This is a genomic window from Fructilactobacillus lindneri DSM 20690 = JCM 11027 (genome assembly GCF_002907375.1).
In the GTDB taxonomy this organism is placed as follows: Bacteria; Bacillota; Bacilli; order Lactobacillales; family Lactobacillaceae; genus Fructilactobacillus; species Fructilactobacillus lindneri.
Map to the genome: position 1 here is coordinate 18,409 of NZ_MIYK01000016.1, position 22,211 is coordinate 40,619.

At 34.0% G+C, this 22,211-nt stretch carries 13 protein-coding genes; 2 read left to right on the forward strand and 11 right to left on the reverse strand.

Annotated elements, in window-relative coordinates:
• The 5 genes from BHU33_RS04960 to BHU33_RS04985 form a co-directional block, all read right to left on the reverse strand.
• The gene (locus tag BHU33_RS04960; protein ID WP_054646830.1) at positions 1–963 is read right to left on the reverse strand and encodes a KxYKxGKxW signal peptide domain-containing protein; all 963 of its coding nucleotides are present in this window, start codon (positions 961–963) and stop codon (positions 1–3) included.
• Positions 964–1,059: 96 nt separating this feature from the next.
• Complete coding sequence (locus tag BHU33_RS04965; protein ID WP_054646831.1) at positions 1,060–1,965, reverse strand: LysR family transcriptional regulator; 906 nt, start codon at positions 1,963–1,965, stop codon at positions 1,060–1,062.
• A gap of 845 nt (positions 1,966–2,810) precedes the next feature.
• A complete protein-coding gene (gene addA, locus BHU33_RS04975) occupies positions 2,811–6,521 on the reverse strand; it encodes a helicase-exonuclease AddAB subunit AddA (RefSeq protein ID WP_056997580.1) in 3,711 nt (1,236 codons plus the stop codon).
• A complete protein-coding gene (locus BHU33_RS04980) occupies positions 6,514–10,080 on the reverse strand; it encodes a PD-(D/E)XK nuclease family protein (RefSeq protein WP_056997581.1) in 3,567 nt (1,188 codons plus the stop codon). Before BHU33_RS04980 ends, addA begins: the two co-directional genes overlap by 8 nt.
• An 8-nt stretch (positions 10,081–10,088) precedes the next feature.
• Positions 10,089–10,652 carry an NAD(P)H-binding protein gene (locus BHU33_RS04985; RefSeq protein ID WP_054646835.1) on the reverse strand — a complete coding sequence of 188 codons (564 nt, stop codon included), beginning with the start codon at positions 10,650–10,652 and terminating at the stop codon, positions 10,089–10,091.
• Positions 10,653–10,800: 148 nt separating this feature from the next.
• Between BHU33_RS04985 and BHU33_RS04990 the strand changes: the two genes are divergently transcribed.
• Complete coding sequence (locus BHU33_RS04990) at positions 10,801–12,111, forward strand: NCS2 family permease (RefSeq protein ID WP_056997582.1); 1,311 nt, start codon at positions 10,801–10,803, stop codon at positions 12,109–12,111.
• 64 nt (positions 12,112–12,175) lie between these two features.
• Here BHU33_RS04990 and BHU33_RS04995 read toward each other — a convergent pair whose 3' ends face one another.
• On the reverse strand, positions 12,176–13,126 hold the full coding sequence (locus BHU33_RS04995; RefSeq protein WP_054646836.1) for a Dyp-type peroxidase: 951 nt from the start codon (positions 13,124–13,126) through the stop codon (positions 12,176–12,178).
• A 145-nt stretch (positions 13,127–13,271) separates the two neighbouring features.
• Positions 13,272–13,883, reverse strand: a complete 612-nt coding sequence (locus BHU33_RS05000; RefSeq protein ID WP_054646837.1) for a recombinase family protein — start codon at positions 13,881–13,883, stop codon at positions 13,272–13,274.
• 273 nt (positions 13,884–14,156) lie between these two features.
• Between BHU33_RS05000 and BHU33_RS05005 the strand changes: the two genes are divergently transcribed.
• Positions 14,157–19,391: a mucin-binding protein gene (locus tag BHU33_RS05005; protein ID WP_103434764.1), complete on the forward strand. Its 5,235-nt coding sequence runs from the start codon at positions 14,157–14,159 to the stop codon at positions 19,389–19,391.
• 518 nt (positions 19,392–19,909) lie between these two features.
• Here the strand turns inward: BHU33_RS05005 and BHU33_RS05010 are convergent.
• From BHU33_RS05010 to BHU33_RS05025, 4 genes are all read right to left on the reverse strand, one after another.
• Positions 19,910–20,176 carry a LysR family transcriptional regulator gene (locus BHU33_RS05010; RefSeq protein WP_054646549.1) on the reverse strand — a complete coding sequence of 89 codons (267 nt, stop codon included), beginning with the start codon at positions 20,174–20,176 and terminating at the stop codon, positions 19,910–19,912.
• 220 nt (positions 20,177–20,396) lie between these two features.
• Positions 20,397–21,014, reverse strand: coding sequence for a 3,4-dihydroxy-2-butanone-4-phosphate synthase (gene ribB, locus BHU33_RS05015; protein WP_054646548.1), 618 nt, complete (start codon positions 21,012–21,014; stop codon positions 20,397–20,399).
• 242 nt (positions 21,015–21,256) lie between these two features.
• Complete coding sequence (locus BHU33_RS05020; protein WP_054646547.1) at positions 21,257–21,976, reverse strand: APC family permease; 720 nt, start codon at positions 21,974–21,976, stop codon at positions 21,257–21,259.
• Between the two features lie 3 nt (positions 21,977–21,979).
• The gene (locus tag BHU33_RS05025) at positions 21,980–22,201 is read right to left on the reverse strand and encodes a hypothetical protein (protein WP_054646546.1); all 222 of its coding nucleotides are present in this window, start codon (positions 22,199–22,201) and stop codon (positions 21,980–21,982) included.
• Between the last annotated feature and the right edge of the window lie 10 nt (positions 22,202–22,211).

Genomic DNA, 22,211 nt, shown 5'->3' on the forward strand with positions numbered 1-22,211 from the left:
TTAATCACCAGGATTAATATATGCATCTGTATTAGTTACAACAACATTAGTTATAACGCTCAACGTTCCAAACTGATTAAAATTATTATTTTGAGGTTTAGCTAATTCATTACTACTAATATTTATTCCATTAGGTAAATTATCATTTTGAGCTGCCAGAATAACATTTTTGTTCTTTTGATCATCAGTTGTCACATCTGTGTTCGCAACCTTATCATTACTAGAATTAGGATATTTTTCTTTATTATCTGTCGGTAAATCATTCTTAATTAATGCTGCATCATTTTCTAAATTAGTAGTTTTAGAATTGTCTTTACTATTATTTTGTAAGTTACCAGTAACACTACTTTGCTTAACATTATCATCAACAGTATTATTAGATTGATTTATATCATTTTCTGAAGTAGAACTTTTGTCATTTGTTGTGTTTTCTTTTTCTACAGAAAAAGAAGTAGAATTATTACTACTTGTAGCTAAATCAGCATTTGTTGTTTGTTTAGAATCATCAGTTTCACTTTGATTAGGAACTGGTGCAGTATTAGATTCATTTTTGACATCGTTATCAGTTGCTTGCTTATCTGTTGCCGTTGATTTTGTAGCATCAGCATCATTATTTGGGGTAGTAGTGTTATTAATCTTGTTTTGTTGTTCGTTACTATTAATAGAAGCATTTTCTGCTGAAGCATTATTTACATCTAGTTTATTATCAGCAGTTTGACTATTTGCATTTACTTTATCAATATCGTTAGTTTTGATATTGTTTGTATTTTGATTTTCAGATTCTTGTTCAGGATTTTCCCCATTAGTAGTACTAGTATCACTAGCATGAATATTGATGTCGTTTCCGACAAGTAAACCTGTTCCAAGAGAAAAGGTTGCAATAGCGGAAAAAAGCCAAATTTTGCCAGCCTTATACATCTTAAAATGCAATTTCCTTGGTTCATTACCCTTATTACTTAACATACTTATTCCTCCTAAGAATTAAAGCAACATTTATTAACCTTAAAATATCAGTTCAAAATCACAATAGTCAAAGGCTGACTTGGACAAAAGATTTACTTATAGTGATGATATAGGTTTATTTACAATCACATTAACTATCTTTTTTTCAATTGCATTTAATTTATGAATCTTCAGATAGGCTAATGATACATATAAATCCGGCAAATCATTATCTTCTAGTTCCAAAAAAGATGTTTTGGGATTACTTTTATCAAATCCCAAATTCCCAATTGTCAAGGAAAAGCCTTCATCATTTGCAACTAATTGTTTTATCAATGACAAATTGTTAATAGAATATCCAATAGGTGGATAAATATTATAATCTTTTTCTAATTTTTCAAATACTTTCCTTTGAAGCGTATGATTTGGCATACCAATGAATGGAGTATTAGCAAGTTCTTTAAAATTAATCGAACTTTTGGCTGCCAAAGGATTATTGTTACTAATAATAATCTTAAATTTATCTTTTCCTATTACTTCAGAATGAATTTCATTTTCATGTAAAGGGGATATTGATTCTACAAGCGAAAGTGGGATAGATCCATCTTTTAATTGTTTCAATAGTTTATAAGATGGATTCTCTACAGGATTGATTCTTATCGAACTACTATCTAATTCAGAAACTAATTTAGAAAAATAAAACAATTTAATTAAAGGTGGCATGCCAATTTTGACTTTCGGGTTATTTAATTTATTAATTGCTATATCAATCAAATCCATCTGCTCTACTATCACTTTTGCATGTTTATGCAATTCTTCTCCCAAGGAAGTCAACTTAACTCCTGCGGGATTCGTTAAATGAATAAATATCGGTGACCCAATATCTTCTTCTAGACGTTTAATACCTTGTGAAACTGATGGTTGTGAAACTTCATAAAAGGTTGCGACTTTACTATAAGTTTTTAGCTCAATTAATTTTTCAAAATACTTTAAATTTTGTAACTTCATAACATCTTTTTTCAAAATATGATTTATCCTCAAAAATTAAAGTAACAATAATTAAATTTAAATTATCAATACATAGCCAAAATAGTCAAACTCTAACCCAGATAAATGATTTAGTTATAGTGGATTTATTATTTGATATTGAAAAAATATCTAATGTTATACCATCTAAAATATTTTGCAAATCTAAAAATAAATCAAAAACCAGAATTGATATGTCACCCTTAAGTAGTATGATTAGTTGGTTTGTCACTACTATTGTCATTTTGGCTTGGAATGTTTTTTGAAATAATATCATTTTCAGTTGAATCATCTTTTTGTTCATTTGTTATAGGAACTATCAGTTCTTATTTACTCTTTTGTTGGGACAACTGAAGGTGCATGAGTAGTTACGCCATTTGTTAAGGTAACAGTTACCGTTGTTTCTGTTTTTCGAACACTAAGAGAAAAATAACTGTTTTGCAAATTATCATAGTCATTATAAATTTTATGTTGTAAATCAGAACGTTTGAATATGAGTCCAATAATTTCTTTGCTATCAGTATCTAAGAGGTTTGATCTGTTATTTTATTAATATCGGTGTTTTGGTTATCAGCAACACTTTCATGAACATTTATATCATTGCTACCAATTAGTCCAGTTTCAAGCGAAAATTTTGCAATTGCTGAAAAATCCAAATTTTTATTATTATAGCATTGATATATAAATAAATCTTAAATGAAAATAAATCGTTTATCATAATGCTATCATTAGTGATTTAAAATACAATTAAAAAGAATTTAATTATATAACAAAAAGGATCTCAATAAAGTTAGAAAAAAGCTAACTTAATTGAGATCCTTTTTGTTATGAAAAAATATAATTTAAATTGGAAGCAAGGAATGAGTTGATAACAAATACAAATATTTTTCCGTTATCTTATCTTTTCTACCTAAAATATCCTGTAATGCCTTGGCATAAATATTAATTTGTCCTTCATATTGAGTTTTAATTTTTTCAATATCAGTCTCAGGATTTTCAGGGTTTACAAAGCTAGTCTTGTAATCAAAAATAATTGGTCCTTTGTCAGAATCATCCAAATATCCATCAATAATACCATGTACTAACAATTTTTGTTCGGAATCATTTTTAAATTCGGAAAATAATTGATTGGCATTAATAATTAACGAAAATGGTACTTCACGATGTAGTCTCTCTGGATGAGCCAAAATTTGTTGACCGATGTCAGTTTGATAAAATGCCACAATTGCATCAGTATCAATCTTCTTAGCAACTTCTGGAGTTAATAATTTCTCATTAACTAACTTTGCAATTAACTCCTGGACGACATTATTATCAACTGGCTGATAAACATCAATTTTTTGTAAAACTAAATGGGTAGCAGTTCCAATATCACTTGGACTTGGTGCCGCTACCGACTGCATAAATTTAGGCTGTGCAAACGTATCGCTATTGTAACGTGTGTTTTTCAACACTAAATTATGGGCATCCGACACACTTGCTAATTCAATATTGTCAGGATCATCAAATTGTCGCTTAATTTCTGAAACCGACTGATAAGCCGTTGTTCGAGTTGCATCTGGATATTGATATTTAAATTCCATAATCTTTTTAATAGCTTCTGGATTAACCGATTCAGTTTTTAATTCATTTTCTGATTCAGTTTTACCAGCTATAATTGTTTGCTGTAAATCATCTTTACTCAAAAATTCAATCTTAAAATCAGTCTCATCGTTGTTTAATAAATCAGTATCATGGTCCTGATTAAAAAGCGGATGACGAACAAGTGCTGGTCCAATCCAATCCATAAAATTATTAGCCCCGCTCCGTAACGATTCCTGCAAAACTAATGCATCGCTTTGCGTTGCCTTATTCCAGCTTTCAATCATTTGCGTTTCGCTATCTGTCTTACTGGTATGTTTCGCAATCCCAGTAATAATTAACTTTTGTTTAGCTCGAGTTAGGGCTACATATAGCTTCCGCATTTCTTCGGCTAGCATCCGTTTCTCTGCCAAATTAGAAATCGCACGATACTGTAATGTTGGAACTTTTTCATGCCGTTTGGAATTATAGTATTGAATTCCAATCCCTAAATCATCGTCCAAATTAAAACTGTTTCTCATATCCATACGGTTAAAGCCATGAGTCGCGTCTAACAAAAAGATAACTGGGTATTCTAAACCTTTACTTCCGTGAATGGTTTTTACAGACACCGCATCGGAATTAGTTTCCACACTTGCTTCCGCTAAATCCTCATCACGTCCCTGCAGGCGTTTTACAAATTGAACGAAGGCAAATAAACCTTTAAATCCATTTCGTTCATATTCTTCAGCCCGCTGATACAAAGCATGTAAATTAGCCTGACATTTTTTCCCCGCTGGCATTCCCCCAACATAGTCCAAAAATCCAGTTTGATCATAAATATACCAAATTAATTCCGCTAGACTATGCTTAACTGAATAATCCTTAAAATCTTGTAATTGGGTCAAAAATAACTCGACTTTTTGTAACACAATGTTGCCAAACTCAGTTGTTTCATGGTCGCCATAATGCTGTTTAAAATCCAAAACCGATTGAAAATAATTTCCCATTCGTTGAGTAATACGCAAATACGCCATTTGATTTTCATCCATTCCCACAATTGGCGAACGCAACACTGCTGCCAATGGGATATCTTGAAACGGATTATCAATAATTTGCAGTAACGAAATCATAATTTGAACTTCCGTCGTTTTGAAATAACTTTCCGATCCGTCAATTGTAACCGGAATTTGATGATCTGCAAACAAATTTGAAATATCAAAATTATTCCGTTTGGTAGAAGATAAAATGGCAATATCACCATATTGAATATCACGAGTCATTTGCTTTTTACGATCATAAATTTGGAAATGATCTTGAATTAACTTATCAATTTTTTCGGCAACCATTTCAATTTGTTGCTGCTCGTTATCCATTTGGTCACCGTTTTCAGTAACCAAATCCTGCTCATCATCTTTATACAACATGATTTCCGTTGTTGAATCAATGTCATCAGGATAATCAAGTGCGCCAAATTTTAAATTTGCATCACCAGTATAATCAATTTCCCCCAAATTTTGATCCATAATCTGTGAAAAAACCAAGTTAGTAAAGTCATCCACATTTTTAACCGACCGGAAATTATCGGGTAAAGTAATCAAAGTATTATTTTCATCTTGCGGGTATTTCGCAAACTTATCCATAAACATCTGGGGATCCGCTAACCGGAAACGATAGATTGACTGTTTCACATCACCCACCATAAACATATTTTCCTGCTCTGGATTTTTAATGGCCGTCAAAATGGCATCTTGCAAATGATTATTATCCTGGTATTCATCTACCATGATTTCGTTTAAATATTGCTGAAAATCATGCCGAATATTTTGTCCTTCATCGCTATCACTAGTTAGAATGTGTAAGGCAAAATGTTCTATATCAATGAATTCGTAAGCATGTTTTTTCTTTTTAGCGATTGCATACTTTTCGCGAAAAGTTTGGACAACCTCGGTTAATTTTTTGACCAACTTTTGTGCCGCTTCAATTGTATCGATGTTATCTTTTTCATCAGCAAAAAAATAATCATCTGCTACTTTCTTTAAAATCAATTTAGAATTTTTACGTATATCAGTAATTTGCTTTTTAACTTCAAGCTGATCATCGTCTAAATCTTTTTTACTAATTGTTGGCATTCTTTTTTCCCATTGAAAGTCAACTATGCTTTGCCGAATATCATTCCAGGATAAATCATCAGCAACTGTGGTTTTTAAATCCTGTAGACGCTTAATTTCTTTTTCTAAAAGCTCAACAATTTTAGCTATTCCAGCTTCATTGGCTTTATCTAGCATTTGTTCCCAAGTACTGAGCAGCTGTTCAATTTTATTTTGAATCGCTGGTAATAAGTACTGACGATAAAGTTTACTATGGGATAAATTCCCGTCAATTTGATAAAAATCAACTAACTGATTCAACCACTGTTCTGGATTTTCATTTACATTGGCAAAGTCATACAACTGCATTAAAACATCCGTAAGCCCGTCATCATTCCGATCATTAGAAAAATTACGTGTCAATGCTGCAAAACTGCCATCTTGATCATTAGCATATAAATCTTCACGTACATCGCTCCACACATTATCTCGAATCATACCCAGTTCACTACGATCAGTTAGAATCCGAAAATCGGGATCTAGCCCAATTACATAATAATATTTTTTAACCAGCCACTGACAAAAAGCATCCATGGTTTCTATATGGGCTGTGGTTAGTTTCCGAATTTGTTGTAAATAAAATTGTTTTTGTTCAGGATTGTGTGCTTCATTAACTGCATCGTGCAAGGCAGCATTAATTCGATCCCGCATTTCTTTAGCGGCTGCATTGGTAAAGGTTACAATCAGCAACCGATCAACATCGATTCCATCATTCACTTTTCGCATTACCCGCTGGGTTAGCACACTGGTTTTCCCCGAACCGGCTGAAGCTGAAACTAAGGCATTACCTTGAAAATCTTCATTAATTGCCTGAGTTTGTCCCGGTGTCCATTGTCTACTCATTTTTTTCACCTGCCTCCTTTCTCAATAAGTCCCAAATTTGTTGATCTGTTAACTTTTGAATTTCGCGATAGTTATTTTCTCTAAGCATTGGATCAAATTGCATAATTGCTTTATAAGGAGAATATTGAATTAAGGATTGTTTTTCATATTTTGCCGGAGCTAGTTGAATATCGCCTGCAAAAATTCGTCTAGCTGCATTTTGAATCAAACGCTCTGTGTGTTGCAGCATTAGCTGCAAATTATCACGAGTAATTACTTTGCTAGTTACTTTCAAATCACCATTATTTTTAAAATCAAATGGATAAATTGCATTTACATCTCCGTTGCCCATTTTTTTCAACATCGTTTTATCGCTTACTAACAAGCCGTTATATTTGTGCTTTTTTAAAAGTTCTCGCTCAATCTGTTTAGGTTCATTCCAATTTTTAACCTCACCTGGTTTTAAAATGGGATCAAAAATGTGCAAATAAAGCGCTCCTGCTAGCTCGGCCTGTTCGCTATCACTCAAAGAAGTAATGTTCTGCAAAACTGCATCTAAATAAGTCATCATCTGCATTGAAGTCCCATCATAAACCTCAGATAAATTAATATCCCGATTCCCAGATTTATAATCTACAATTCCTAGATAATCGATATCGTCAACTTTCATTTCGTCAATTCGGTCAATTCGTCCCTGGACATTAACTTGTTGGCCTTTATCATTCAAATCAAAATGCAATGGTGCATATTTTTGCCCTGGACCAAAGGCAACTTCCGTTTTTTTTGGTCTCATGTTGACATGTTGTGCTTGGTTTCGCATTGTCAACGCCATTTGATTAACCGTTGCCACTAATTGACTCGTAATGTAACACATTCGTTGCGAACTTTTTAAAATCTCATATTGATAGTTCACATCCGCTTCAATCATCTTAGAAGTAATTTCTGTGACCAGTTCATGGATATCTTGATCAGTTAAATCAGGTAATTGAAGCTGCTGCTTATTAATTTCTTTTACAATACGATCAAGTGCTTCGTGATAAAACTGACCTGTATTGGCCGGACTAATCTCAAATTCATCCCGTTCACGCAATTTCAATCCATATTTTAGAAAATATTCGTATGGATCAGTGTAAAATTCCTCTAGTTTGGAAATTGATGTCACAATGTCATTTCCATATAATCCGGAAATAATCTCTGGTCGAAGTTTTTTCGGGCTATTTTGATAATCAAGACTACCTAAAAGGTTCTTGGTTAAATCTCTGATTTGCCGATCCGAATGTTGTTCTAACTGTTGCTTAACAGTTCCCCAAGCAGAATTTAACGGCTGCTTATTTTTCTTACTAGCCAACGCCGCCTGAATCAAATACTTCAAAGATGTCCGATCAGATCCAACATATTGACTGATATTAACCTCTTCAGCAGTAGGACGACCACTAAATTTTTCTGTTTTAATTCCAAAATAATCCTGAATTCTTTTGACATACGGAGAAATTTGGTGAATTGTATCTGCGCCATCCCCGCCGAGATTATAAGAAAAATAAAGTTCATTGTCTGGATTTAGAAAGGTTAGATAATCTTCGTATGGCTCACCAAGCATCATCGTTTCACTGGTATCAACCAAATATTGATCATCTTCTAAATTGACATCCATCTGGTCCCGATCAGCATCATTAAACAAACTATTATTGTCGACTTTAGCCGGAATATTATTGTCATCAGCACCAATCACAAAAGTAATTTTCTTATCATTTAGATGAATTCGTCCAGTTTCAGAAATCGTCACTTGATCAAGGGTTGAAGGAATTTGAGAATAACTGGCCCCTACAAAACCGGCTTTCAATAAATCCAAAAAATCATCCATCACAAATTCATGATCGCCTAAAACCGTTACATAATCATCTAATAATTGGCAAAACTGATTCCAAACCTGTTCCGCTTGACCGGCTTCTTGTAAATTACCTGCTTCTGTTGCTTGCGATTGCCAGTTTTTCAACTGATCAGGAACTCCATTTTGAACTAAAAACTGGTACAAAATTTTAGCAGCTGCACGACCAGTTTTAGCTTTATTTATTCTGCGATAAAAAGGAGGCAAAGTATCTTTGACAAAATGACGAATCTGATTAATCTCAGCTGAGATTTTTTTATTTTTGTCTACAACGATTCCAGTTTCTGTATCCAATGCTGCCGCATATAACCAGTCTTCTTGCTGCAACCAACGTTTCCCTTGGTATCCATTTTTTAACACTAAATTTTCACACAAGGCTAAATAATGCCGATATTTTTTAATTGACATGAATTTACCCTTAGCATTCCGAGGAATTAGTAATTCCGACTTCAGCAAACCCATGACATCGTCATAACGATAATTTTGAGCACGATTAGGTCGATAAATCGAAAAAAGAGCATCTAATAACTCGACTAGCGGATGATCGTCCATGTGTTTTTGAATATCCGTAAAGTAAGGTAGTTGCTGCATCGAAAAAATCGGATCAATAATATTTTCATATTGGTCTAGATGCCTAGCCACCACTAAAAAATCAGAATAACGATAATTACCGTTCGCTACTAATTGTCTGATTTTAATGGCTACTTGCATTAATTCATCAAAACTTGTATTAGTTTCAGTCACATGAACATTGGCATTTTGACTTTTAACCGCTGGAATTGGGGTTCCAACTTCGTTACTAGCAATCCAATAATCTTCTAACTGTTTTAACCCAGGAGTAAGTTCTCGAGGACCAGCATATTGATCCGTCAAGACCTGTGAATTTTTTCGAGCATATTGGTATAGATAATGATATAACTTCCCTGACTGATAGAAAAAGTCAGTTTCATTAGGCATTTCTTGATCATATTTATGATCCAAATTAAGATCCATCACCACATGAGCACGCTGAATCAAAGTTTGAATAATTTGTAATTCTTGAGCACTAAACTTTTCAAAATTGCTAAAGTAAAAATGCATCTTAGAAATTTCTGCTTCTGGTAATTCTAATAAATATTGATTCAACATTTCAAAAGTCGCAGCATTATAAATATACTGACCATCCGTCTGCTGCAAAAACTCACGATAAATCAAACTAATATCGTGTAACTTGCTTCGAAGTTCTGGATTAATGACATTGGCTTCTAAATTAGCCATGTGATCCAAATCATCAGGACTAACATTTCCTTGTTGTAATTCCGAGATTTGATCGGAAACTTGTTGGATAAAACCCGCTTGTTTTCCTTCACCACGATAAATAGTTAAATTTTCTTCGTTATCTTCAATGATTTGATAAATAATCATGTTGATAGCTGTTTGTGACAACTGGGGTAACTGATAATCCGGATGGCTGTGCATAAAATACCAAATCAAACGAGAAAAAGAAAAAATCTGTACCTGATTTTGGGCATAAGTACTATTATCATCCACGTTTAGTTGTTTCAAGGTATTGAGTTCCGACTCAAACTTTACGTTGTTAGGAACTACGTAAAAATATTGGTCGGCTGGTTCCTGCTTAATCCCAGTTTGTAGATTATCAACTACTTTTTTAAAATGATTATCACTAGCTTTCCCCAAGATAAATTGTAGTGTCATATTTTCTCCTAACTATCTTCTAAAAGCGCGACTGACTGATTGATAAATTTATTTTGTGTAACAGCTTGAACAACAAAAGCAGCTACTGTTTCATATGAAACATTTCCAGCTGGGACTGGTTTTCCTTCATTAATAGTGTAACCAGCTCCCGTTTTCTTAACTAATAGATCAACTAGCCGAAAAACAGTGTAAGGAATTTCAGCTTCGTCAATAATCTTAATAGCATACCGTTGCTCGCGTAAGTATTCAGTTACATCCTTTACCCCCGGATAATTAAGTTTTCCAATCACTTCATTATCAATGCCAGCAGTTGAAAGCATAATAAAATGTTCAATTTTAATCTGTTGTCCTCGAACTGCGTCAAATAATTCTTGGATTGCTAAATCAACATCCTGAGGTCCAATAAAAGAAACAATAATACTAATTTCAGGGTCCAAATTAAAATAAGTCGCATGGTCTGTAAAATCTCCCTGCTTAATCTGAGTTACGTTATATTGCTGCTTTTCATTTAATTGTTTAACTACCATATCAGCGGCTGGATTGTTTCCTAGAATTAAAACCGATTTCTTCATTATAAACACCTCATTTAATAACTTTATTTTAACATTGAATTCTATAAAAAATATAAAGTTCGGGTTTGAAATATTATGTGGCTCGTTGTATTATTAATAAGTAATATATTTACACAATTACGAACAATACATACCTAAGGAGATTCGTATGACTGACAAAATTGCTTCATTTTTCCATTTTAAAGAATTAGGAACTAATTATCGCACTGAAATATTAGCCGGTATTACGACCTTTATCTCAATGGTTTACATTTTGTTTGTAAACCCGAACGTTCTTGGTGCAACCGGAATGGACAAGGGAGCAGTCTTTACTGCCACAGCTTTTACTTCCGCTTTTGGATGTATGCTGATGGGAATTTTAGCTAACTATCCATTCGCTCTATCTGCTGGATTAGGAATCAATGCTTTCTTTGCCTATTCCGTTTGTATTGGAATGAAAATCCCTTGGCAAACTGCCATGGCCGGAGTTTTCATCGCTTCAATTTTATTTATTATTCTAACAGCGATGAAACTACGAGAAAAAATCATTAATTCAATCCCTACTGATTTAAAAGCCGCCATTGGTGGTGGAATTGGTTTATTCATTGCCTTTTTAGGTTTTAACAATGGTGGAATCGTAGTTGCTAACAAATCAACCTTAGTTAGTCTAGGTTCATTAACTACCCCAACTACCATGTTGACAATTTTTGGACTAATCGTCACTTTGTTCTTAATGAGTGCCCGAGTTCCTGGTGCCATCTTTATCGGAATGGTTGCTTCTTCTGCCGTAGGAATGTTTACCGGTTTAATCAAATTACCTACTGCCGTGGTAGCAGGAATTCCTAGTATTAAATCAACTTTCTTAGTTAGTCTTTTCAACGTTGGAAAAATTGATACTCCTCAACTGTTTGTAGTTGTATTAACTTTCTTATTGGTAACTTTCTTTGATACTGCTGGAACTTTAATTGGGCTAGCTGAACAAGCTGGTTACATGAAAGATAACAAAATGCCACGAGTAGGACGGGCTTTAGCTGCTGATTCAACTACCATGTTGCTAGGTTCGTTGCTTGGGACTTCTCCTACCAGCGTATATGTTGAATCATCTGCAGGAATCGCCGTTGGTGGTCGTTCTGGTTTTACTGCAATAGTTACTGGAATTTTGTTCATTTTGGCAACTTTCTTCTCACCATTACTCAGTGTAATTACCAGTCAAATTACTGCTCCAGCTTTGATTATCGTTGGAGTCTTAATGGCTAAGTCCCTTGCCCAGATTAACTGGAACAAGTTTGAACTGGCTGCTCCTGCATTCTTGATTGCAATTGGAATGCCTTTAACTTATAGTATTTCGGATGGGATTGCACTTGGTTTCATCGCCTATCCAATTACAATGATTGCCGCTAAACGTGGTAAGGAAGTTGGCTGGATGATGTATGCTTTAGCCATCATCTTCATTATCTTCTTATGGGTTTTGAAAGATTAATTAACTAGTTTATAAAAAAAGAGTCGTCTAATAAAAAATTAGACGACTCTTTTATTTTGCAATATTATTCTTCTGGATTTAATTCTCCACCAGCAATCGCATCTAGCATTGGGCGAGATGGAATGAAATATAACGTTCCCGTTTTCAAGGTGGAAAAAGTTAGCAAAAAGTCATTCATATCAACCATTTGTTGTAACATACCTTTGGTAACACTCCAATGTCTAGCATACCCCATAAAGTAAGTTCCAGTTTTATCACTTGCTGGATCCGAAAATGGTACATTCATTCGCACAATTTTATTTTCATCACCAGTATTAGAGGCCAAGTTATGTGCATTTTCATATTTATCGTCATCATCTAACTCTAAATCAGAAAACTTCTTTCGACCAACCGCCTTATCTTGATGTTCAACCGACATTTTATTCCAAAAATCCATATTATGAATCCATTTTTGTGCAAATAAGTAGGAACCATTGATAAATTCTGGATCTTCGTCACCAATAATTGCATAGGGAGCTGCATCTTCAACTTGGAGAGCTTCCGTTCCATCAATATAACCAATAATCGCACGACCCTCGAGATAACGGAAGCCTTTGACTTCGTCTAAAACATGCGTGAAATCCTTTAAAAATTCACGATATTGGGAAACAACTTCATACACCACTGCTTGATTTTTAGCACGAATGTGCAAAAAGAGATCACCGTCAGTTGCTGGCATGGAATATTTGGGTCCTTTAACTCCTGCAAAATCTTCAAGTTCTTTTGGTTTCTTTGCTTTAGGAAAAAGATATTCCCAAGCATGATTACTAAAACCAATCGCAACCCGCAAATCAGCTTCTGGTTGTCGAATCCGCATCGAACGAATGATTGCCTGGGAACGATCTGCAAATTCTTGAATGCCAGCTTGAGCTTTGGCTTGATCATCGCGATTTAAAGCTAACGAAACAAAGTCAACATTTTCCCCAACATCTTTCCAAACATCTTGAGCCTTTTCTGGTTCCATTTTTAGTGTCATTGCTATTTCCACCTCATTTTATTAATTATTCAATTATAATTATAACAAACAATTCTAAAGTTATTAAAAATTAATCTAATTAATACAACTAAAATATCATCATATTATTAGATTTATAGATTAATTTTTTATTAACGGCATTTCCCTATATAGTACGGTTGGCTTTATATAATTTCCTTTTATAATAAACAGTTTGGCGACTAATCCCCAATAATTTAGAAATTTCACTATTACCAATTCCTTGTTCAAACATTTCAATCATTTTTTTAGCTAAAATTATTCCTTGAGGATTATTAGAATTTAAAGAATATTTAGCAGTTCCACCTGTATATACTCCATTTTTTTTAGCAATTTCAATTCCTTGTCTTTGACGCTCTTTTATTTTTTGACGTTCAGCTTCTGCTTGGTACTTATAAATTTCAATAATTAAATTATTCAAAAGAGCCTTTAAGTTTGGATCAGCAACCCCATCAAATGACGGTAAAGATAAAACTCTAAAGGTAGCTTGTTTTTCTCTAACTTTATTCATAACACTAGTAATATCATTATTATTACGACCTAATCGGTCTAAATCTAAAACTACAATTTCATCATTAATATGAATGATTTTTAATAATTTTTTTAATTCTGGCCTATCTAAATTTTTCCCTGAAATCTTTTCCTTGTAAATACACTCACAGCCATCTTGTTTTAAGGCCATAATTTGTCGATCTAAATTTTGACTTTCCGAACTTACTCGAGCATAACCAAATTTCATCTGAATAACTCCTAACAAAAAAATTTTTTTTACACCCATTTTTTACGCGCATTTAATTATACATGAAATGTTTATAAATATAGATGACATCTGAATTTAAAACCAAATTAAAAAGTGTACCCCATCTGTTTTATCAGGGTACACCCTTTTTTTACGTCTTTTTAAGTAAATTCTTTAATATTTTTAAAGATAAAGTTTCAATTCATTATTTATACAAATATTTTCAAATAAATTGTTGGTAACTCAAAAAATTAATGGAAGGTAGGTCTTTACATGTTTAATAGTGAAAATAAAACCCACTATAAAATGTATAAAGCGGGCAAACGCTGGTTGTTTGGTGCCATTACGGTAACCACATTTACAGCTGGAATTGTCGGTGGAACACTTCTATCAAACGGGAAGAGTGTACATGCTGATACAGCAATAAGTACTACTCAAAGTCAAAATACCACTAGTACAACTAGTGATAGTGCAACAGATAAAGCCCAAGATAGTAATGTTCAAGCAAATGAAACAAAAACTGCTCCAGTAATTTCACCATCAAGTGAGGATACTAAAGCAGCAACAAGTAATAAAAATGACCAAAAGGCAGCAACTACCCAAGCAGATGCTACTCAAGATCAAAGCAAGAGTGCTGTAAGCACTCCTGAACAAAATAATGACACTAACAATAATCAAGCTAAAGTTAGTGCTGATGATTCATCTAAATCAACAGATCAAAATAAAACTGATGATGCTAAGCAACAGGAAGATACTACTTCAGCCACTCCAAAGGATGATGATAGCAAGGCAGTTGAAGCAGATAGTAGTAAGCAAAATACTGAAACTAAAACTGCTGATCAAAACCAAGCAGCTAATACTGACCAAGCTAAGTCAACAAGCAATCAAAGCCAAGCTGATGATAGTCCTGTAGATCAGAACAAAGCAGTTGATGCTAAAGCAGCTACTGATCAAAATTCTGATGATAAAAACACAGATCAAAATAAATCAGATAATGCAGATCAACAAAATCAAGTAGTTGAACCAGATAAGACTGCTGATGCTGATGTAAATTCTAACAACCAAACTCAAAATGCTGCTGATAACCAAGTAGCACCAGAAAATGATGCACAAAAGGCAGCTGAAGATGCTAATCAAAGTCAGACCCAAGCAGCCGAAACTAATTTAGCAGTAGATGCTACCGATCCATTGAAAGTAACATTTACTGATCCAGATTACGCTTCTGCTGGTGTTCCTTGGACTGATCCAGATGCTCAACATTATACTTTTGGATACTATGATGTAAATCGTGGTAATGGGGAACAATCAAAAGTTAAATCAATCATAGTTTCAACTGATCGTAATGGTGATGGAATTGTTTATTATTACGAATTAGATGCAAATAACAATGTCTTGGATACCATAGTTCTAAATAATCCTGGAAGTAGTTACGATTCTAAAAATATTACTAATTTAGTCTATTCAAAATGGGATAAAGAAAATGTTGGCTTCTACTTCCCCGATGATGTAGAAAATGATTCCAAGACAGGAAATCCTGATGGTTATTACTTCTATAAGGGATGGACTTACGACAGTCCTGAAAAAAACTTTGATACAAAATTTGGGCAAACATCAACTTTTGTTCCTGAAAAAGTTATGCAAAAGATTACCTGGATTAATAAAAACACAAATGAAGTAATGGCTGAACATTCCTATGAAGGAATGGCAGGACAACATTATGACGTGACTGGGATGCCTCCAGAAATCCCTACTACTTATTATATTTCTACTAAACCAGCTAATGCTTCAGGGACTGTTTCTAACTTTGGTGTGCCAGGAACTAAATGGACTAAACACTATAAACAGAGTTACAGCATGACTTATACTGAAACTGATGATCATGGTGGCATGGACGTTCAATTGTTTGATGCTAATGGACAACCAGTTAAAAGTGCTACTTGGGATCCAACTGCCAATAATGGTAAAGGTGGTTTAGTTGCATATAATGGACCTACCACAATTCATATTGATGCTAATTATCAATTTGATCCAACAACTAGTCAATATACTTGGGTAATTACTAATGGACCAGGATTCGGAAACTATACTTTAGGATCCATATATGTTCCACAATCACGTAATATTGTATTTGAGGTTGCTCCATTGGGTAAACTAGTTCCAGTTGATAAAGATGGAAATCCAATTGATAGCGGGTCACATGATGAACCATATCAAATTGATCCTAATGATCCAACTAAAGCACAACAACCAACTATTCCCGACATTCCAGGATATGTTCCAATTGATCCTAATAATCCATCTAAAGTATTAACTCCTGGTGATCCTTCTCCAGTTACTGTTGATGATCCTGGTAAAGATACTACCATTCCATATGTAATTGATAAACAAACAGCAACAATTACTTATGTAGACCAAGATGGAAATAAAGTTCTTCATACAGATGATTTAGACGGTAAAATTGGTGAACATAAAGATTACTCGACTAAAGATGAACTAGCTACTTTGGAAAAAGATGGTTATTCATTAGTAAGTAGTGATGTTCCTAATAATGGAATCACTTTAGACTACAATAGTGGAAAACCATTGACTTATACAGTTGTTGTTAAAAGAGTTTCCGAACCAGTTAGTGAAAAAGGAACCGGTTCTTTAACTATTCATTATCAATATGCTGATGGACAACCAGTGTTAAAAGATGCTAATGGTAATACAGTTACTGATGTAACTAAACAAATTACTTTCCATCGTGATGGAACCAAGAATGATGAAACTGGTGAAACTACTTGGGGAGATTGGATTCCTGACGATGGCCAAGATATTAATGTTAGTTCAAATTCTCCAGTAGTAACTGGATATTATGCAGATCAAAAAACAGCTAGTGGACATGTTATTGAAGGAAGTAATCAAACTAAGTTAGTTATTTATAACAAGCTAGGTAACTTGATTCCAGAAGTTCCAGGTGGAACTCCAGTACCATATCCAAACGATCCAGATGATCCAACAAAGGCTGGAGAACCAATTACGCCTGATTATCCTGGATATACACCATTAGATCCAAACGGTAATCCGATTAAACCAGGTACTCCTTATCCAATTAATCCTAATGATCCAGGAAAAGATACCCCAGTTCCTTACGTTGCTAATGCTGAACAAGCCCACGTTAACTATGTTGATCAAGATAACAACGATAGTGTTATTAAGAGTGATACTTTAGACGGTAAGTTTGGAACTAAGTCTGATTACAGTACTAAAGATGAAATTGCTGCTTTGGAAGCTCAAGGTTATGAATTAGTAACCGACGGTTACCCAGGTGACTACACATTTACTACTGATGATCCAACCTTTACGGTTGTCTTGAAACACAAACACAAGACTGTTAATCCAGATGATCCTGGCAAACCAGGACAACCTGTTGATCCTAATAATCCAGACGGACCTAAATATCCTGATGGAACTGGTGAACAAGACTTAGTTAAGAACATTACTAGAACTATCCACTACCAATATGCAGATGGAACTGAAGCTTCTAAAGATGTTACTGAACAAGTTAAGTACACAAGAGAAATTACTTTTGATGAAGTAACTGGTAAGATCATTGAAACTGGTAAGTGGACTTCAACTAATCCTAACTATGCCGCAGTTGATTCTCCAGCTATCGCTGGCTTTACTCCTGATCAAGCAGTTGTTGGCCAAGCAGCTACCACTGCCGATGATAGTGATAGTAATGTAACTGTTACTTACCACGCCAATGCTGAACAAGCCCACGTTAACTATGTTGATCAAGATAACAACGATAGTATTATTAAGAGTGATACTTTAGACGGTAAGTTTGGAACTAAGTCCGATTACAGTACTAAAGATGAAATCGCTGCTTTGGAAGCTCGAGGTTATGAATTAGTAACCGACGGTTACCCAGGTGACTACACATTTACTACTGATGATCCAACCTTTACAGTTGTCTTGAAACACAAACACAAGACTGTTAACCCAGATGATCCTGGTAAACCAGGACAACCTGTTGATCCTAATAATCCAGACGGACCTAAATATCCTGATGGAACTGGTGAACAAGACTTAGTTAAGAACATTACTAGAACTATCCACTACCAATATGCAGATGGAACCGAAGCTTCTAAAGATGTTACTGAACAAGTTAAGTACACTAGAGAAATTACTTTTGATGAAGTAACTGGTAAGATCATTGAAACTGGTAAGTGGACTTCAACTGATTCTAACTATGCCGCAGTTGATTCTCCAGCTATCGCTGGCTTTACTCCTGATCAAGCAGTTGTTGGCCAAGCAGCTACCACTGCCGATGATAGTGATAGTAATGTAACTGTTACTTACCACGCCAATGCTGAACAAGCCCACGTTAACTATGTTGATCAAGATAACAACGATAGTGTTATTAAGAGTGATACTTTAGACGGTAAGTTTGGAACTAAGTCTGATTACAGTACTAAAGATGAAATTGCTGCTTTGGAAGCTCAAGGTTATGAATTAGTAACCGACGGTTACCCAGGTGATTACACATTTACTACTGATGATCCAACCTTTACGGTTGTCTTGAAACACAAGACCAGTTCAGTAACTCCTGACAATCCAGGTACACCAGGACAACCTGTTGATCCAGATAATCCAACTGGACCTAAATATCCAGATGGAACTGGTGAAAAAGACCTAGTTAAAGATATTACTAGAACTATTCATTACAAAGATTATCAAGGTAATACCGTTGCTAAAGATGTAGTTGAATCAACTAAATTTGGTCGTGATGCTACCTTTGATGAAGTAACTGGTAAGATCATTTCATATGGTAACTGGACTCCAGTTAACGATACCTTCAGTGCCGTTAACTCTCCAGTAATTAATGGTTACTATACTGACACTCCTAAAGTTGGTGCTGAAACAGTCAATGCTGATGCATCTAACTCTGAAGTAACAGTTCTCTACCATGCATTAGGTTATTTGGTGCCAGATGTTCCAGGATCAACTCCAATCATCTATCCAAATAACCCAGATAACCCTAGTGAAGCTGGTAATCCACTTATTCCTGATATCCCTGGTTACACACCAGTTGATAAGAATGGTAATAAGTTGACTCCAGGAACTCCTTACCCAATTGATCATGATCATTTAGGTGAAGATACTCCAATTCACTACGTTAAAAATGAAGAACCAGCAACACCTGTAACTCCAAGCACACCTGAAACTCCTGCACAGCCTGCAGAACAACCAAGTGCACCAGTTGCACCGGTTCAACCAGAAACTCCAGAAGAACCAGCTGCACCTGCTCCAGAAGCACCTAAGGCTGAAGCACCACAAGCACCAGCTCAAGCAGAAACTCCAGCCCCAGCTGCTAAGACAGCTGAAGAACCTAAGAAGGCTGCTTTACCACAAACTGGACAAGATGCTACTGGTAGTTTGATGAGTATCATTGGTGCAATCTTACTTTCAATTCTTGGATTCTTCGGCTTAGATGGATTCAGAAAGAAAAAGGAAGATAAATAATAAATTGTAGTAATATAATTTATGAATAGAAAAGAGGACTTACAATATGTAAGTCCTCTTTTCGTATTAGAATTAATCTTTTTGTTATTTTAAAAGCTAATAAGTATTATTTGACAAAATGACAAATTCAATATTATTATGTAATTGATCTAGTTTATATATGTAAAATTCATGTTTACCTAGTCTACACATTTATGATAAAAATCATCATAAATATAATTATTAAAAATCAGTATTTTGGCGTTAATCCAATCATTTTAAGTGATAAGCTACCTTGATCATCAATAAATTACTTTCCAAGACCCATTATATATGTTGATAGTATTATATGCAAAATTAATATATTTATTTTTAATTAATAAATTGATTATTTAGTTAAATTTAACCACTTTTAAACATTAATTGTGATAAAAACATACTCTAAAAATGGTTTTTATGAGAAAATATTTATGAATTCAACAATTTAAAAATTAAATAGAAAAATACAAGCAAATTTTACATATTTATAAATTACTTTTTTAAAGTTCTTGACTTACTTTATTATTAAATTCAGTCAATTGATTAATAAGCACTTTGGCATGCTTATGCAAAATCATTCCAGCAGGAGTTAGGATAACTATATTATGTTTAGAATTATGAATGATTAATTCATGCCCTGTATCTTCCTCTAGTCTCCTAATTCCCATCGAAATTGCTGGCTGACCAACGTTAAAATAATCAGCAACACTACTAAAATTTTTTAATTCAATTAATTTCTCAAAGTATTCTAAATTTCTTACTTTCATTAATATCACCCCCTTTCTTTTATCATTTTACTTTTTATTTTAAAATATTAAACATTTAACTATACTTTATCAAGATATAGTAATATGCATTTAAATTAATTGATAGCATTAAAATAAAACAATATAAAAATGAAGCGTTCCGCAAAATCAGAGATTTATTTTCTAATTTTACGGAACGCTTCATTTTTATATTTAGAATTTTCCAAAATACAAATATTTATTATATTTTTCTCATGTGTTCTTGTAATTGTTTAATGGTAATAATTGGAAGATTGTATTTAACCGCCATTAATTCCAAGTAGTCTTTACGAGCCATGCTACCATCTGGCATAATAATTTCACAAATTGCACCAACTTCTGGTTCGTCAGCCAATTTAGCTAAGTCGATTGCAGCTTCAGTATGTCCATTACGAGCTAAAACACCACCATCATCTGCTACTAATGGAAACATGTGACCTGGATGCACAAAATCACTGGGTTTGGCATCCTTATCTGCTAATTTATTAATGGTTGCAGTTCTATCATAAGCAGAAACCCCAGTAGTCACACCAGTAGATTCATAATTTCCATCTAAAGGAGTATAAAAAGAAGTTTTATTAATTTCGGTGTTATTCTCAACCATTGGTTTTAAATCCAGTTGATCAGCAATTGCTTTAGAAATTGGGGCACAAAGGAGTCCGCGAGCATGTGTAATAATAAAATTAACACTTTCAGGTGTAATTGTGGCACCTAAACCGACTAAATCACCTTCATTTTCCCGATCTTCATCATCGGAGACAATTACTAATCCCCCATTTTTTAATCTTGTTATTACATCTTCCATCTTTGAATATTCCATAGTAGACTACTCCTTCGTATATAAATACAAATAATATTATTACCAATTAGATTACTTTTACATTCTACATGTAAAACGAACTATAATCAATGGTTAATATTAAAATATACGTCTTTAAATATAATAATCCAGATTATATATTATAAGAAGCCAAAAAAACGTTCAAAAAGCGAATGTACATTTTAATAAAAAAGAAGGCATCATGACAAACTTATCATCCTGCCTTCTTTATTAAAAATCATTTAATCTTCTATTATATTTTCTTGTACCTGTCGAACTTGTCTGCGTGAATAAGCAAAAACCGGAATCCCAATTAAATAACTAGCTAATACAAAAATCAAGTATTGAATCCCAGCACAATAAGCAATCACTAACACGCCTATGATTGTAAGCGTCGCAATCAATAATGATTTCAAATTATTTTTCACACTAACCTTAAACAAATATAAGGCTGAAAATAAATATGGCACAATAATTAATCCCCCAACCATTGAGAGACAAAATTCAAATGGATTTTTGAAAAAATGCATTGCTAACATAATAAATTCAACTAAAACTACGGTTGCTAACAACGAATTAGTTGGCACCTTAGCATGATTTCGTCTTTTGAAAAGTTGTGGGAATGTTCCACTTTCAGCTCCAATCGTCGGCATTTCAATTAAAACTACCATCCAACTAACCCAACTCGACAAAATAGCAATGATTGCACCAAAAGTCATAATTATCTTTCCGATGGGCCCCATAACGTACTGCATAATTGTCGAAGTAGAAATCCCAGCTAAATTACCTATCTCTCCATAACTCATTAGTCCTAATGGTAAGATTGAAGTCAATGAAAATAAAGCAATCGCAATTATAAATCCATTTTTAGTGGCTTTCCGTACCTCATGTTGGCTTTTAGCTTTCCCTGCTAACACAATCCCGGATTCAATCCCAACAAATTCAAATAAAGTGGTTAACATGGCTCACTTAACTTGTGAAAAGAGCGGGCCACGCGATGAATCATGTAAATGACCAATTGTTTGATCAGCAAATGGATTCGTTGTAAAGGTTTTCCAATTCATCATGACAATCATGGTTACTACAAAAAAGCCAATCACTAAAATTAGAATTACGATTCCTAAAATACTGGCACTACTTGTTGAATTAATCCCTCTTAATAATAAAAGACTAATCAACCATAGCACAATTGATCCA